12 protein-coding genes are annotated in these 15315 nt (G+C 71.6%); 3 read left to right on the forward strand and 9 right to left on the reverse strand.

The genetic code is table 11. The features are described from left to right. Positions 1 to 92: 92 nt before the first annotated feature. Positions 93 to 860, reverse strand: coding sequence for a hypothetical protein (locus OG470_RS25745; protein WP_328416223.1), 768 nt, complete (start codon positions 858 to 860; stop codon positions 93 to 95). A gap of 194 nt (positions 861 to 1054) precedes the next feature. Here OG470_RS25745 and OG470_RS25750 point away from each other — a divergent pair, with 194 nt between their 5' ends. Next, a complete protein-coding gene (locus OG470_RS25750) occupies positions 1055 to 1525 on the forward strand; it encodes an AfsR/SARP family transcriptional regulator (RefSeq protein ID WP_328416225.1) in 471 nt (156 codons plus the stop codon). Between the two features lie 106 nt (positions 1526 to 1631). Here OG470_RS25750 and OG470_RS25755 read toward each other — a convergent pair whose 3' ends face one another. The 8 genes from OG470_RS25755 to OG470_RS25790 all read right to left on the reverse strand — a co-directional run bounded on the left by OG470_RS25755 (position 1632) and on the right by OG470_RS25790 (position 12549). Next, on the reverse strand, positions 1632 to 2360 hold the full coding sequence (locus OG470_RS25755; RefSeq protein WP_328416227.1) for an HD domain-containing protein: 729 nt from the start codon (positions 2358 to 2360) through the stop codon (positions 1632 to 1634). 126 nt (positions 2361 to 2486) lie between these two features. Continuing rightward, a complete protein-coding gene (locus OG470_RS25760; protein ID WP_328416229.1) occupies positions 2487 to 3872 on the reverse strand; it encodes a pectate lyase family protein in 1386 nt (461 codons plus the stop codon). A 285-nt stretch (positions 3873 to 4157) separates the two neighbouring features. Then, entirely contained in the window at positions 4158 to 5441 is a 1284-nt protein-coding gene (locus OG470_RS25765; protein WP_328416230.1) for an IS110 family transposase, read from the reverse strand. 268 nt (positions 5442 to 5709) lie between these two features. Continuing rightward, entirely contained in the window at positions 5710 to 6888 is a 1179-nt protein-coding gene (locus OG470_RS25770) for a Gfo/Idh/MocA family protein (RefSeq protein ID WP_328416231.1), read from the reverse strand. 85 nt (positions 6889 to 6973) lie between these two features. After that, on the reverse strand, positions 6974 to 8467 hold the full coding sequence (locus OG470_RS25775) for a mannitol dehydrogenase family protein (RefSeq protein ID WP_328416233.1): 1494 nt from the start codon (positions 8465 to 8467) through the stop codon (positions 6974 to 6976). After that, positions 8458 to 9762: an enolase C-terminal domain-like protein gene (locus OG470_RS25780; protein WP_328416235.1), complete on the reverse strand. Its 1305-nt coding sequence runs from the start codon at positions 9760 to 9762 to the stop codon at positions 8458 to 8460. Before OG470_RS25780 ends, OG470_RS25775 begins: the two co-directional genes overlap by 10 nt. Next, entirely contained in the window at positions 9759 to 11195 is a 1437-nt protein-coding gene (gene uxaC, locus OG470_RS25785; protein WP_328416237.1) for a glucuronate isomerase, read from the reverse strand. The genes OG470_RS25780 and uxaC overlap by 4 nt, the downstream gene beginning before the upstream one ends. Before the next feature lie 25 nt (positions 11196 to 11220). Continuing rightward, entirely contained in the window at positions 11221 to 12549 is a 1329-nt protein-coding gene (locus OG470_RS25790; protein WP_328416239.1) for a Gfo/Idh/MocA family protein, read from the reverse strand. Between the two features lie 239 nt (positions 12550 to 12788). On the opposite strand from OG470_RS25790, the gene OG470_RS25795 reads away from it, so the two are divergent. Together OG470_RS25795 and OG470_RS25800 are read left to right on the forward strand one after the other, a co-directional pair. Then, positions 12789 to 13919 carry a LacI family DNA-binding transcriptional regulator gene (locus tag OG470_RS25795; protein ID WP_328416240.1) on the forward strand — a complete coding sequence of 377 codons (1131 nt, stop codon included), beginning with the start codon at positions 12789 to 12791 and terminating at the stop codon, positions 13917 to 13919. A 19-nt stretch (positions 13920 to 13938) separates the two neighbouring features. After that, on the forward strand, positions 13939 to 15285 hold the full coding sequence (locus OG470_RS25800; protein ID WP_328416241.1) for an ABC transporter substrate-binding protein: 1347 nt from the start codon (positions 13939 to 13941) through the stop codon (positions 15283 to 15285). The last annotated feature ends 30 nt before the right edge of the window (positions 15286 to 15315 follow it).

Below are 15315 nucleotides of genomic sequence, written 5' to 3' on the forward strand. Positions count from 1 at the left end.
AAACCCTGACCATCCTCGCCGTCAGTCACCCCGCCCATGATCATTTTCTGGTGAGTGGTCGTCAGGGTGCCGAACTGCCGAGCACCGAGTGATCATGGACTGGGATGGGAGGGCGGCGGGGCGGGGCTGGGGCGGCTTTGCTGGGGTGGGATCGGGGGCGGGGCCGGCGGGTCGGTGGGGTGTTGAGAGTGGTGGTGGAGGAGTTCGCTGATCCAGCGGGCTGCCTCCCTCTGTGCGGTGAGCATGTGTTGGCGGGCGTCGGCGACGTCCTCGTCTTCGGCGTCGACGTGTTCGCCGAGGATCGCGGCCCAGCGCCGGCTCAGCTCCTGGGCGTAGGTGGCTTTTCGCAGCTGCTCGTCGAACTGGTACTCCAGCTTCATCAGCCGGTCGACGTGCGGCTGGAACGTCGGCATGATCCGCTCGTCGAGCCGTACGGTGGCATCGGGTTGGCAGGTGATGACGATGTCGCCCCGCTGATAGTCCCACGTGGGGTCGTCGGCGAGCGCCCGCTGCAAGGCCAACTCCAGGTCCGCTGCCCGGTGCGGAGGTAGGTCTCGGGCGGCGTCTGCGGCGAGCCGGGTCAGCCGCTGGACCGCGTTCGGCTGGAAGTACTGCACGTACCAGCTCAACACCTCGGACCGGAGGCTCGACGGCGACGACCAGGCGAACGTGGCGCGGATGTAGAACGAGTACACGTAGCCGCGGGCAGGGACCACGATCAGCCGGGGCACGTCGCGCTGTTCGACGAGCGGACCGGACGGAGACGGGTCGGCGCCCAGCCCCACGGGTGCCTCATCCTGGAGCGCCGCGACCAGTCGATCCCAGGTCCGTGCCCACCAACGCCAACTGCGGACACTCACGTCCCGGGTGATGGTCAGCCCGCGGATGCCCCGATGCCTCCACCGATCCGCCGGCCTCGGCCGCCCATCGGGGGTGTCTGTCATGGCACCCCTCCATGGTCACGGATCCGCGTTTCACGCTAACAACCCGTGACCGATATGCCCGCCGCCACGCCGTTGAGAGCGCACGCCGACGGATCACCACCGAGCCGCTCGTGGAGGAACAGGACCGGCTGGCCCTGGCCGCCGGGGTGACCAGCGACGTGGCCACCCTGGGCGCGGCTGCCGCCACCCTGCTGGCCGGCGGGTCACCGGTGGGTACCGGTCCCGGCGTGCCAGCGTTGGCGACCGGCGAGCTGCTGCCCGGCTGGTACGACGACTGGGTGCTGACCGAACGGGAGCGGCTGCGCCAGACGCAGCTGTACGCGCTGGAGGCCCTCGCCGAGCGGCTCACCGCCCAGGGCCGGTTCAGCGAGGCCGTGCAGGTCGCGTTGACCGCCGTGCAGTTGGAGCCGCTACAGGAGAGCGCCACTCGGACGCTGATCGCCGTGCACCTGGCGGAGCGCAACATCAACGAGGCGATGCGCCGGTTCGAGCTGTTCCGCGCCGACCTGAGCCGGGAGCTGGGGGTAGCGCCGACGCCGTGGCTGGAGCACCTGGTGCGGGCCGGCATGGCCGGTGGCTAGCGGGCTCTTTCGTCCCATCTGGAGCAAACCCACCGTAATGCGAGAGGTTTCTTCGGAGATCTGAGATCTTGTCGCGGAACCCGGTCGGGTGATGCCCCCGGCCTGGTCAGTTCGGGTGGACGGGTTGGTCCAGGATCGCGCTGAACCGCTCCTCGGCCAGGTCGAGCTGGCCGAAGATGTGCCGCTTCACCGCCGGCGACAGCGGCGTGTCCGGTCGGGCGATCAGCTCCCGGAAGAGCGGCACCAGCGGCCGGTACTTGCGGGCCGATGAGACGACCTTCGGCCCGACCGTGTGGATCACCCCGACGCCGTTGTCGGTGAAGTCGGAAACCTTGATCACCCGGGCCCACGGCTCCCGGTCCAGGCTGACCGCCAGGTGCTCGCGGTACTGCACGTTCCGGTCGCGCTGCGGGTCGTACGCCGGGTTGGTGACGGCGGCGACCAGGGTGGCCACCCGCGGCCCGAACCGGCTGGCCAAAGCGGCCAGCGCGGCGCTGGTCGGGTCGGTGCCCACGTCACCGCCGGCCAGGTCGGCCGGGTGGTCCTCGACGGCGTCGTGCAGCAGGCCGGCGACGATCACGTCCACATCGCGTACCTGGTAGTGGTGCATCAACCGGATGGCCACCCGCAGCAGGTGGTTGAGGTACGGCTCGCGGACCCGCCGGTCGTCACGGTGCAGGTCGGCGGCCAGGTCGAGCGCAGCGGTCAGCCGGGCCCGGGCGTGGTCGTCGAACTGCAGGACCTCCAACCGGAAGCGCTCCAGCAGGCCCGGTTCGCCGTGGATCTCGGTGATCGCGTGCATCGGCATGCTGCCCAGGTGCGGCGGGAAGTCCATGCGTCACTTATAGCCGATCTTCACCATGTCGATGGCCCCGTGCGTCGCCGACCCGACCGCACGGGACCGGGCCGAACGCCGTCACGGCGTTCGGCCCGGTCGTGGGAACGATGGTGGGCCGGTTGCTCAGATCGGCAGCCGATCGGCGCCGGCGAGCGGCCCGACCAGGAGCGGGACCAGCGGTGCCGGCAGGACCGGGTCGCGGCGCAGGGTCGGCGTCCAGCCGGCGTCGGCCCCCAGGTCGGGCTCGTGCACCGCGTTGTACGCCGCCAGCAGGTCGACCGGTCGCGCCGGACCGCCGCCCCGGCGGACCCAGGTGCCCCGCTCGGTGAGCGCGGTGCCGCCCCAGTCGTAGAGCAGGTCGGCCGGGTCGACCGCCGCGTCCAGGGTGAAGAAGTTGTTCTGCGCGTACAACGCGGACTGCACGCCGACGCCGAGCGCGTACTGGAAGTCGGCGCCGCCGAGTCGGTAGTGGTTGTTGTAGACGTCGACCTGGCCGAAGCGCACCCGGGGCAGCCGTTGCAGGACACCGTCGAAGAGGTTGTGGTGCAGGGTGACCTTCAGCCGCCCCACGTCCGGGCCGACGGTGTTGGACGAGCCGATCAGCATCAGCTTGTCGCGTCCGGTGAAGCGGTTCCAGGAGGCGGTGACCAGGCTGGCGGTGTGCGTGACGTCCAGCGACCCGTCGTGCACCTGGTACGGCCGTCCGAAGTAGGTCGGTTGGGCGCTGTCCGGGTTGTCGCCGTCGGTGAAGGTGTTGTGGTCGACCCAGACGTGCTCGCTGCGGCGTACCGAGATCTGGTCGTACTGGCTGTTCCAGTTGCCGGCCTCGCCGTCGGTCGGGGACCAGGCGGGGAAGCAGTCCCGGGTGTCGACGAAGATCACGTTGCGGACGATGACGTTCGACGCTCGGTCGATCATGAGGGTGAGCCCGCTCAGCCGGGCGCCGGGTAGCCCGACGATGGTGGTGTTGGGGCCGACGTTGATCTGGGTCTGCCGGGTCTGGTTGGCCACCGAGCGCACCCGGGCCTCCTCCAGCGGCCCGGCCGGCGCCACCCGACCCCACACCGCCGGGTCGTACGCGGCCAGGTAGGCGTCCAGCCGGTACGCCGGGTCGGCCAGGTCGCCGCAGCTCAGCGGCGTGCCGTCCGGTCCCTCGAAGCCGTCGACGGCACCGTCCACGTAGATCAGCTTCGGGGTGGCGTCGGTCGCGTTGCTGGCGTTGTCGCCGCCCAGCGCGGCGACCAGTTCGGCCCGGCTGCGGACCACCCGGGTCCGCTCGGGGGTCGCCGCCGATCCGCCGCTGGTCCCGGCGCCCTCGGCCGCCCAGCCGTCCCTCCCGGGCAGCGCCTGCCGACCGAGGTGGCGGGCCGACCAGGAGAGCCGGTCGGCGGCCGGCGAGTCCGGGCCGGTGACAGCGGCGGCCGGTGAGTCTGGGCGGGGCGCGGCGCCGGCCGGTGCGGCAACAAGCAGGAGGGCGATCACCGTAGCGCCGGTGAGGATTCTGCGCATCGATTCTTCCCGTTCGCTGGTGGTGATTCGGCAGTCACCAGGAACGGTAGGTTCGATGTTTTATGAGAGTCAATATGTATTGTGTGCAGGAATGTTGCAGTTGTCCGGCTCGACCGGCATTGCCCCGACCTCACCGGTCGAGGAATCGGGGGATCTGTCCGATGTGGCCCGCAGGAGTCCGGGCGGTGTTTGCACTCCGGTTGCCGTCGCCCCCTAATCCGAAAACTGAGGGTGGGTGGGCGCGCGGCAGCGTCCGGCGGAGCCGGACTCGGTGTGGTGGTGCGGTCAGGCTGCGGTGGGTAGGTGGGTGCGTTCGGCGGTGACGGTGTAGCCGAGGGCTTCGAGTTGTCGGATGTGGTTGCGGGCGCGTCGTTCGGGGTTGACGCGGGTGTCGTAGAAGTCGGCGCCGAGGTCGTGGAATGTGGCCTCGGGGTCGTGGAGAAGGTGCCAGATGATGATGAGGGTGGATCGGCCGACTGCGACGATGGCGCGTTTGGCGCCGCGTCGGCGGGCGATGCGGCGATAGCGCTCGCCGAGGAAGGTGGGGGTGCGGGCGGCGCTGACGGCGATCTGGCCGAGGACGCGGGCCAGGTAGGGGTTGCCGTGGCTGGTGGAGCCGCTGCCTTTCTTGCGGCCTGCGGATTCTTTCACGGTGGGTGAGAACCGGGCCCATGAGGTCAGGTGGGCCGGGGTTGGGAAACGGCTCATGTCCACGCCGATTTCCGCGATGATCGCCCGCGCGGCCACCGGTCCCACGCCGGGGATGTGCTCAAGCCGGCTGGCCGCCTGCGCGAAAGGGGCGATGCAGACCTCGATCTGCGTGTCGACGTCGGCGATGTCGGCCTCGATCGCGTCGACGCGGGTGAGCATCTTGCTCAGCAGGAACGCGTGATGGTCGGTGAACCGACCGACGAACGCCTCTTCCAACATGCTGATCTTGCGGCGGAGGCTGGACCGGGCCAGTTGCGCGAGCTGGCGCGGGTCGCGTTCACCGGCGATCAACGCCGCCATCATGGCCCGCCCGGAAGTGCCGAAGATGTCGGAGGCGACCACGGACAGCTTGATCTGCGCGTCTTCGAGGAGCTTCTCGGCCCGGTTCTTCTCCGCTGTCTGCGCGGCGACGAGATCGACTCGATAGCGGGTCAGGTCGCGCAGCATCCGAATCTGCGGCGGCGGCACGAAACTCGGCCGCAGCATCTGCCGCTCGGCGACCTTACACAGCCACACCGCGTCCAACCGATCGGTCTTGGGTCGTCCCGGCAGGTGTTTGACATCGCGGGCGTTGACCAGCCACGTCTCGAACCCGGCTGCTTCCAGCAGATAGAACGCCGGCTTCCAGTAGTCGCTGGTCGCCTCCATCACCACCCGGGTCACACCCAAGCTGCGCAGCCGCTCGGCCATCCGCCCCAGCGACCGGGTCATCGTCGAGAAGGTCTCGACCTCCTGCACCCGCCGACCCGGTCTGTCCGGGTGGGGCAGCCGCACACAACACACGAGCGAGGACTTACCGATATCCAGCGCGGCGATCCGCTCGATGATCTCCTCGCGCTCCTGAGTCTCCTCCAACACGTGACCCTCCCTGCCCGCGCCGAACCCGCCAACGGCGTCGCCCGCGGTGACCACAGAGGGACAGCGAATCTAATCCTCGTGCTCGAAGCAACAGTGAAGGGCCCATCAGCGTGGCCACCAGCATCCGACTAACCCACGGCCTGAACCGAACCAAGGAGGCGACGACGTCAGCGGGCGACCCCACCACGGCACCACCAACCACCGGCACAGCGCAACAGGCGAGAACAGTTTTCAGCCCGGAACGGGCCACCCAACAGGGAGACGGAGACTAACCCGCCAGCTCCGCGCGGTACACCGGGGTCGCCCACGGCACCGCCAGCTCGCTCGGCAGCGCCCCCCGTTCGGCCGTCCGGCGCAGTACATCGGCGATTCCCCGCAGGTGGCGTACCCGATCTCCGCCCTCGCCCACGTCGGCGACCAGGTCGCCGTCGAGCAACCGGGGCTCCGGCGCGGCCCGCAACGCGTCCAGCAGCGCGGTGAACGGCGCGGTACAGGCCAGCGGGGCGATCAGCGGCACCCCGTCCGGGTCGGCCCGGTGCGCGAGCAGGTTCTCCAGCAGGCCCCGCCGCCCCGGGACCCGGCGGGTCACCACGTCCCCAGGCAGCCGCAGCCGGTCCGTCGGATACTCCAGCACCGCCCGCCCCGTTGTGCCGGTCACCACCACCTCGCCCGCCACGAACTCCTCGGCGGCCAGGGTCACCGCCGCCAGCACCGGCGGACCGGCGCGGAACCGGACCCGCAGCACCGCGGTGTCCTCCACCTCGATCGGTCGGACCCGGTAGCGCTCCACCTCGATCGCCGTCGGCCACGGCGACGCACCGCCCAGCACCTCGGCGACCGCCAGGCACTGCATCACCGCGTGCGCGAGCGGGTTGGCCAGCGCGCCGTCCAGTACCGGTCGGCCGTCCAGGGTCCGTTTACCGGCCCACGGGGACCGGACGTAGTAGGCGTCCGGCCGTTGCCAGGCGGCGACCGTCGCGATGCCGGTGACCGTGCCCACCCGGCCGGCGGCCAGCGCGTCGGTCAGCGCGGTCAACGCCGCCGAACCGAGCGCCTGGAAGCCGACCTGGGCCACCCGGCCGGTGGCCGCCAACGCCCGGGTCAGCTCCTCGTGCTCGGCCAGCGACAGCACCGGCGGCTTCTCCAGCAGCAGGTCCGCGCCAGCGGCCAGGGCGTCCCGGGCGATCGGCAGGTGGGTGTGCGGCGGGGTGCAGATCACCACCACCTCCGGCTGCGCGGCGGCGAGCATCGCCTGGTGCTCGGTGAACACCCCGACTCCGGGCGGCACCGGCGCCGCCGGCTCGTCCTCCACCGGCCGGACGTCGACCAGGGCCACCAGCCGCAGCCGTCCGGCGGCGTGCAGTGGCGCGATCACCCGCCGGTGCCACCGGCCGTGCCCGTTCGCTCCGATCACCGCCACCCGGGTCGGCGGCGTGTGCCCGTTCACCGGGCACCAACCAACGTCGCCCCGTTGACCGGGGCACCAACCCGCGTCGGCGCGTTGGCCGGGCCGCAAGCCAGCGTCGGCCCGTTCACCGGGCACCGGCCAGCGTCGCCTCGACGCCGTGTCGCTCCAGCGCGGTCAGCCAGGCGGTCACCTCGGCCCGAACCTCGTCGTCCCCGGCCACCTCGGCAGGGATGACCTCGCGCAGCGCGAAGACCGCGTCGACCACGCCGGCCGGGCTCTGCGTGCCGGCGTCCAGCGCGGCCCGGATCGCCCCAGCGAGGGGATCCTGCAACGGCAGCGGCCGGCCGTCGTCGGCCTGGCCCAGCACGAAGCGCAACCAGGCGGCCACCACCAGCGCGCCCCAGCGGGCGGACCTGCCGGACGCACGCAGGTCGGCGATGGTGTGCAGGATCCGTTGCGGCAGCTTCTGTGAGCCGTCCATCGCCACCTGCAGGGTGCGGTGCCGGATCGCCGGGTTGCCGAACCGAGCGAGGACCTGCTCGCCGTAGTCGACCACCCGTACCCCGTCCGGCGGGGTGAAGCTTGCCGCCACGTCCTCGGCGATCAGCCGGCGCAGTACATCGGTCAGGTGCGGGATCTCCAGCGCGTCGGCGATTGTCTCACGCCCGGCCAGCGCGCCCAGGTACGCCGCGGCCGAGTGCACGCCGTTGAGGGTGCGCAGCTTCAACCGCTCCCAGGGACCGGCGTCGTCGGTGAGCACCGCCCCGGCGTGCTCCCAGCCCGGCCGGCCGCCGGGGAAGTCGTCCTCGATCACCCACTGCGCGTACGGCTCGGCGGCCACCGCGGCCAGGTCGGTCACGCCGAGCGCCCGGCGTGCCGCCTCGATCGTCTCCGGGGTGCTGGCCGGCACGATCCGGTCCACCATGGTGCCGGGGCAGGTGACGTTGCCGGTCACCCAGTCGAGCAGCCCGGCGTGTACCCCGGCGGCCCGGCCGACGGCCTGGTCGACCAGGCCGCGTAACCGCCGGCCGTTGGCCGGCAAGTTGTCGCAGCTGACCAGCGCCACCGGCCCGGCGTCCGCCGCGGCCCGGGCGGCCAGCCCGCGCAGCAGCAGCCCCGGCACGGTGGTCGGGGGCCGGCCGCCGGCCAGGTCCGCGGCGAGCGCCGAATCGGGGCACAACTGGCCGGTCACCGGGTCGAGCTGGTACGCCTTCTCGGTGACGGTCAGCGTCACCACCCGCACCGCCGGATCGGCGAGCAGCGCCACCACGGCGTCCGGGTCGCTGGCCGCGTGCCGTACCCCGCTCAGCGCGCCCACCACCCGGGTGGCGCTACCGGCGGCGGAGAGGGTGCTGACGCTGAACAGGTTGTCCTGCGCGGCGAGCGCCTCGACGAGGGCGGTGCTGCGCGGGGCGACCGCCACGATGCCCCAGTCGCCGCCGGCCGCACCGACCGCGGCCTCGGTGTAGACGGCCTGGTGCGCCCGGTGGAACGCACCGAGCCCGAGGTGGACGATGCCGGCCTGCACGGTGCCCGGCCGGACCAGCGGTCGAGCCTCGGCGGGCAGTTGACGCAGCATGCCCAGGCCGAGTCGGGAGGCGCCGACGGTCACCGCCATGCCGGGCCGTCCGGGAAGCGGAACTCGGCGATCGACGCGGGCTTCATGGTGGCGCTGTAGCCGGGCCGCTCGGGCAGCAGGTAACGGCCGCCCCGGGTACGTACCGGGTCGACGAAGTGCTCGTGCAGGTGGTCGACGTACTCGACCATCCGCCCGTCCAGGCCGGTGCCGACCCGCAGGTAGTCGAAGATCGCCAGATGCTGGACGTACTCGCAGAGGCCGACGCCGCCGGCGTGCGGGCAGACCGGCACCCCGAACTTGGCCGCCAGCAGCAGCTCCGCGAGGACCTCGTTGACGCCGCCGACCCGGCACGCGTCGATCTGCATCACGCCGATCGCCTCGGCCTGGAGCAGTTGCTTGAAGATCACCCGGTTGGCGGCCACCTCACCGGTGGCCACCCGGCACCGCCCGTCGGTCAGCTCGGTGACCGCGCGGGCGATCCGGGCGTGCCCGAGGATGTCGTCGGCGTGCGTCGGCTCCTCGATCCAGTACGGGTCCACCTCGGCCAGCTCGGTCATCGCGGTGATCGCCTCGTCGACGTCCCAGACCTGGTTGGCGTCCATCATGAGTAGCGCGTCCGGGCCGATCTCGGCCCGGATGATCCGGGCCCGGCGCAGGTCGTCGGCGAGTGGGCCGCCGACCTTCATCTTCATCGCCCGCCAGCCGTCGTCGTACGCCTGCCGGGTCAACGCCCGCACCTTGTCGTCGGGGTAGCCGAGCCACCCGACCGAGGTGGTGTACGAAGGGAAACCACTTTCCGTGAGCTCCGCGAGCCTGCCATCCCCTCCGATCAATCCCTTGTCCAGGATGGCGGCGGCCTCGTCCGGGGTGAGCGCGTCGGTGATGTGCCGGAAGTCGATGCTGGCGACCAGCTCGTCGGTGGGCAGTTCGGCGAGGAACCGCCACATCGGCTTGCCGGCCAGGGTGGCCCGTAGGTCCCAGACCGCGTTGACCAGCGCGCCGGTCGCCATGTGGATGACGCCCTTCTCGGGGCCCAACCAACGCAGCTGCACGTCGGCGCTGAGCGATCGCCAGAACGCCACCGGCTCGGCAGCGATCTCCTCGACCGTGCGGCCCTGCACGTGATGGGCCAGTGCACGGACCGCCGCGCAGGTGATCTCGTTGCCCCGGCCGTTGGTGAAGGTGAACCCGGCGCCGGTCGGCCCGGCATCGGTGCCCAGCTCCACGTATGTCGCCGAGTAGTCGCCCCGGTTGATCGCGTCGGAGCCGTCGCCCCGAGCGGCGGTCGGGAACCGCACGTCGTGCACCTCGACGGAGGTGATGGTGACCGTCACCGCTGTTGTTCCTTCCCAAAGTTGAAGACCCGCTTCGGCAGCCGGTACGCCAGGTCGACGATGGTCTCGGCCGCCTCGTCCATGGGCAGCCGGTGCTCGGCGACCAGCCGGGCCAGGAAGCCGGCGTCCACCCGACGGGCCACGTCGTGGCGGACCGGGATGGAGCAGAACGCCCGGGTGTCGTCGACGAACCCGGTGGTGTTGTAGAAGCCGGCGCTCTCGGTGACCGTCTCCCGGAATCGGCGCAGCACCTCGGGGGAGTCCAGGAACCACCAGGGCGCGCCGAGCAGCAGCGCGGCGTAACCGCCGGCCAGCGGCGCCAGCTCGCGGGTGAAGGTGTCCTCGTCGAGGGTGTAGAGCACCACCCGCAGCCGGGGGTCGTTGCCGTAACGGTCGAGCAGCGGGGCGAGCGCGTGCACGTACTCGGTGGCCTGCGGGATATCGCCGCCGACGTCGCGGCCGTGCCGGGCGTGCAGCCAGCGGTTGTGGTTGCGCACCGCGCCGGGGTGCAACTGCATGACCAGGCCGTCGTCGAGTGACATCCGGGCGAACTCCACCAGCATGTGCGCCCGGAACGCCTCCGCGTCGGCCGGGTCTGCCTCGCCGCGCCGGCCCCGGTCGTACAGCCGCGCGGCCTCCTCCGGAGCCAGGTCCAGGGTGCGCGCGGTGGGGTGACCGTGGTCGGAGGAGGTCGCCCCGGCGGCGATGAACGCGGCCCGGCGGGCCCGCAGCGCGGCCAGGTAGCCGGTATACGTGCCGGTGTCCTCGCCGGCCAGCTCGCCCAGTCGCTCCACATTGGTCGACCAGCCCTCGAACTCCATGTCCACCACGTCGTCCGGACGGAAGGTGGTGACCACCCGGCCGCCCGGCCCACCCCAGCCGTCGGCGGCGAGCTTGGCGTGCTGACCGAGGTCGTCCAGCGGCGACTCGGTGGTGGCCAGCACCTCGATGCCGAACCGTTCGAACAGCGCCCGGGGCCGGAAGTCCGGCTCGGCGAGCCGGGCAGACAGTTCGTCGTAGAGGGTGTCGGCGGTGGCCGGGCTCAGCGGGGTGTGCGCCCCGAACACGGTGCGGAACGTCTGCTCCAGCCAGAGCCGCGACGGGGTGCCCCGGAACAGGTGCCAGTGCGCGGCGAAGCGCCGCCAGATGACCCGGCCGTCGGTCTCCACCGGGCTGCCGTCGCGGGTGGGAACGCCCAGCTCCGCCGGGGGTACGCCCTGGCTGAGCAGCATCCGGGTCAGGTAGTGGTCAGGCACGATGAGCAGTTGCGCCGGGTCCGGAAAGGGCTGGTCCTCGGCGAGCAGGGCCGGGTCGACGTGCCCGTGCGGCGAGATGATGGGTTGCTCGGCGGCCAGCGCGTACAGCTCCCGGGCCAGCGCGCGCTGGCCGGGCTCGGGTGGCAGGAGCAGGTCGGTGTGGTCGAACGTCGACACGGGGCTGGGCTCCTCGTCGGGTGGGTCAGCGGGGGGTGAGCAGGTCGGCGACCCGGACCGGTTGGCCGGTCTCGAAGGACCGGTTGGCGGCCAGGCCGGTGAGCAGGGCCAGGGCGCCGTCGTCGGCGGTCGCGGCGCGGTCCAGCGGGTCGGGGTGGCCACCGAAGAGCACGTCGGTCATCCGGGCGTCCGCGCCGCCGTGACCGTGCCGGGTGCGACCCTCGACCGGGATCTGCCGGGGCGGGGCCCAGAACGGGCGCAGAGTGAGCGTCGCGCCGCCGCCCTCGGCGGGCGCCTCGGTGCCGTGCAGCGCGGCGCCCTTGACCGCGCCGGCGGTGCCTCGGTCGACGAAGTCGTTCTCGGTGACCTCCAGCTCCAGCCGGCCCCGGCTGCCGTTGACCATCACCCGGTAGCCCTCCCAGGGGGCGTACGCGGTGAGGTGGTAGGTCATCGTGGCGCCGGTGGAGTAGCGGGCGAGCACCGCCATGTCGTCCTCGATGCTCACTCCCGGGGCGAAGACGTTGCGGTCGCGCTGGTAGCCGTCCTCGGCCTCGCCGTCGAGGTACAACTCGCGCAGCCGGGGGTGCGCGTCGAGTCGCAGCGCGAACGGGTCGTCGACGGCGGCGGGGGAGCCGTGCGCCCGTTCGTAGTCGCGGGCGTAGCCGTGCCGGCGGCCGGTGTCGCCGTAGAAGAACAGCCGCCCGGCCGCGTACACCTCGACCGGGGTGGCGGCCAGCCACCAGTTGACCAGGTCGAAGTGGTGGCTGGCCTTGTGCACCATCAGCCCGCCGGAGGTGGCCTTGTCCCGGTGCCAGCGCCGGAAGTAGTCGGCGCCGTGCCGCACGTCGAGCAGCCACTCGAAGTGCACCGAGCCGATCTCGCCGACCGCGCCTTCGGCGAGCAGCCGGCGGACCTGCTCGTGCAGGGGGTTGTAGCGGTAGTTGAAGGCGACCGTCACCCGGCCGCCGATCTCCGTCACGGCGTCCAGGATCCGCCGGCAGCGCGGCGCGTCCACGGTCATCGGCTTCTCGGTGACGACCTCCCGGCCGGCGCGCAGCGCGGCCACCACGTACTCGTCGTGGGTGACGTCGACGCTGGTCACCAGGACGACGTCGACGCGCTCCTTGTCCAGCATCGCCAGGAAGTCGCCGGCCGGGTAGGTGGCCACCGGCCGGTGCCCCAGCTCGGTCAGCCAGCGGTTGTGCGCGTCCATCCTGGCCTGGTTGACGTCGGCGAAGGCGACCAGCTCGGTGGAGTTGGCGTGGTCGAGCACCAGTGCCCGGACGAACATCTCTGCCCGCGCGCCGGCGCCCACGACGGCGTACCGGACCCGGCCGTCGGCACTCGGTGACATTCGGTCGCCTCCCCGGGTGATCCTGCAAAGGTTTGCAGTGAAGTAATCATGCTCGATCTGATCGCGTCAACGAGGGCGGCACAATCGGCGGTAAATGTCAGTGTTTGCGGAGCTGCGGGTCGCCAGTAGGAGCGCTGACGCAACAGAACCGTAATCGTCCACCGTTGACACTGGCGCAACCGTTTGCATTAATTGGCCCCACCCACGTGACCGCCGCCACATCGGACGAAGGGGCCGCCGTGCCAGTCACCATCCGGGACGTCGCCCGTGCCTCCGGGGTGCACATCTCGACCGTGTCCCGCACCTTCTCCGCTCCGCACCTGGTCAACCCGGAGACCCGGGTACGGGTGCTGGCCTGCGCGGAGGACCTGGGCTACCGGCCGAACCGGGCCGCTCGGGCCCTGATCACCGGGCGGACGCACAACATCGGGCTGATCATCGCGGACATCGCGAACCCGTTCTTCCCGCCGCTGATCAAGGCGGCGGAGAGCCAGGCACGGCACCGCGACTACCACGTCTTCGTGGCCGACACCAACGAGGACCCGACCACCGAGGAGGAGTTGGTCCACGCGCTGGCCAAGCAGGTGGACGGGGTGCTGCTGTGCAGCCCGCGGATGAGCAACAGCCTGATCGAGCAGCTCAGCCGCGAGGTCCCGCTGGTGGTGGTGAACCGCCAGGTGACCGGCCTGCCCTGCGTGCTGATGGACGTCGGGCAGGGCGCCCGGGCGGCGATCGAGCACCTGATCGGCCTGGGCCACAGCCGCATCGCGCTCCTCGGCGGGCCACGCAGTTCGTGGACCAACCGGGAGATGCGCCGGGCCGCCGCCACGGCCGCCCGGGCTGGCGGCGCGGAGTTGACCCTGCTCGGCCCGAACGCGCCCACCGAGACGGGTGGGTCCGCCGTCGCCGAGCAGGTGCGCCGCAGCGGGGTGTCGGCCGTGCTCGCCTACAACGACCTGATGGCGATCGGCCTCATCGAGGGGCTGGACGCGCTCGGGGTCCGGGTGCCGCAGGAGGTGAGTGTCGTCGGGGTCGACGACATCGCCCTGAGCCGGCTCACCCGCCCCAAACTGACGACGGTGGCCACACCCACCGCGGCCGCCGGCCGGACGGCCGTCGACATGCTGCTGCAACAGGACACCGAGTCACCGCGCGGCGCGCGGGGGCTCGGTGCCGGCACGGCGCTCGGCGTCCGTCGTACCACCGCACAGGTAATGCTCCAGACCGAACTGGTCATCCGCGACTCGACCGGCCCGGGCCCGCAGGCCCGACCGGTACGTCCCCTGGCCGCGCCGCAGAGCCCGGACCCGCATTGCCCTGCGGGCCCGGGCACCCCGACCGCGGCCACCGGTGACGCCGTCGCCTCCTAATGCCGAGGAGTGAGCGCACATGCACCCCGCAACGCCCCCCACCGCCAGCGCGTCCGTCGGGCGCACCCACCGTACCCCGCTGCCCCGGCGGCGGCTGCTGCGCGGCCTGCTCGCCGCGACGGTCGCCGCACCGCTCCTGTTCGGCGCCGCCGCCTGCGGCGGAGACGACGAATCCGCCGATCCCAACGCCCCGGTCAAGCTGTCCATCTTCTGGTGGGGCGGCGACGCCCGGGCCAAGTTGACCGAGGACGCCCTGGCCCTCTACACCAAGAAGCACCCGAACGTGACCTTCGAGAAGACCTGGCAGGCCAACCAGGGCTACTTCGACAAGCTGGCCACGCTCACCGCCGGCGGCAACCCGCCAGACCTTTTCCAGATCGACGACAACTACCTGGCCGAGTACGCGGCCCGCAGCACCACGCTGGACCTCACCTCCTACCAGGAGTCCGGCAAGCTGGACACGTCCAAGTTCCCCAAGAGCCTCTGGCAGTACGGCGTGGTCGACGGCAAGCTCGCCGGCCTGGCCGCCGGGGAGAACACCCAGGGCCTGGTCTACAACAAGACGCTGCTGGCCAAGCACAGCCTGCCCGAGCCGACCACCGGGATGACCTGGGAGCAGCACATCGCCTGGGCCGAGGAGGTGTCGAAGAAGGCCGGCGTGCCCGGCACCCAGGACCCGAGCGCCGACTACAAGGCGTTCTGGGTCTGGCTGCGCCAGCAGGGCAAGGACCTCTACAAGGGCAAGGAACTGGGCTTCACCGCCGAGGACGTGACCAAGTGGTTCGAGCTGTGGAAGGGCGCCCGGGACCGTAAGGCGACGCCGACCGCCGACGTCATCCACGAGGGCAACTCCAGCGACATCACCAAGCAGTTGGTGGTCACCGGCAAGTCGGCGACCTCCTGGGTCTGGGCCAACCAGATGCCGGACCTGAAGAAGAACACCAAGGACGATCTGGGCGTGGTCGCCTACCCCGGTGACCCGAGCGCGCAGTGGGCCCGGGCCTCGATGTACTGGTCGGTGTTCAAGGGCACCAAGCACAAGGACGTCGCCGTCGACGTGATCAACTTCCTGAACAACGACCAGGAGGCGGTCAAGCTGCTCGGCACCGACCGGGGCCTGCCGTCCAACCAGGACCTGCGCCGGGTGGTCAGCGACGACACCACCGACCCGGCGATGAAGCAGTCCATCGCCGTCGAGGCGGAGCTGACCCAGAAGTTCGGCGAGTCCCCGCAGGTGCCGATCAAGGGGCACAGCAAGGTCCGCTCGGAGCTGATCAAGGCCGCCGAGAACGCCCAGTACGGCCGGGGCACCCCCGCCGCGGCAGCCGCCCAGTTCATCGAGGCGTGCAAGTCCGCCATCGCCTGACCGCCCCACCAGGCGAGGAGAGGAGCTGTT

The sequence above is a fragment of the Micromonospora sp. NBC_00389 genome, assembly GCF_036059255.1.
Classification (GTDB): domain Bacteria; phylum Actinomycetota; class Actinomycetes; order Mycobacteriales; family Micromonosporaceae; genus Micromonospora.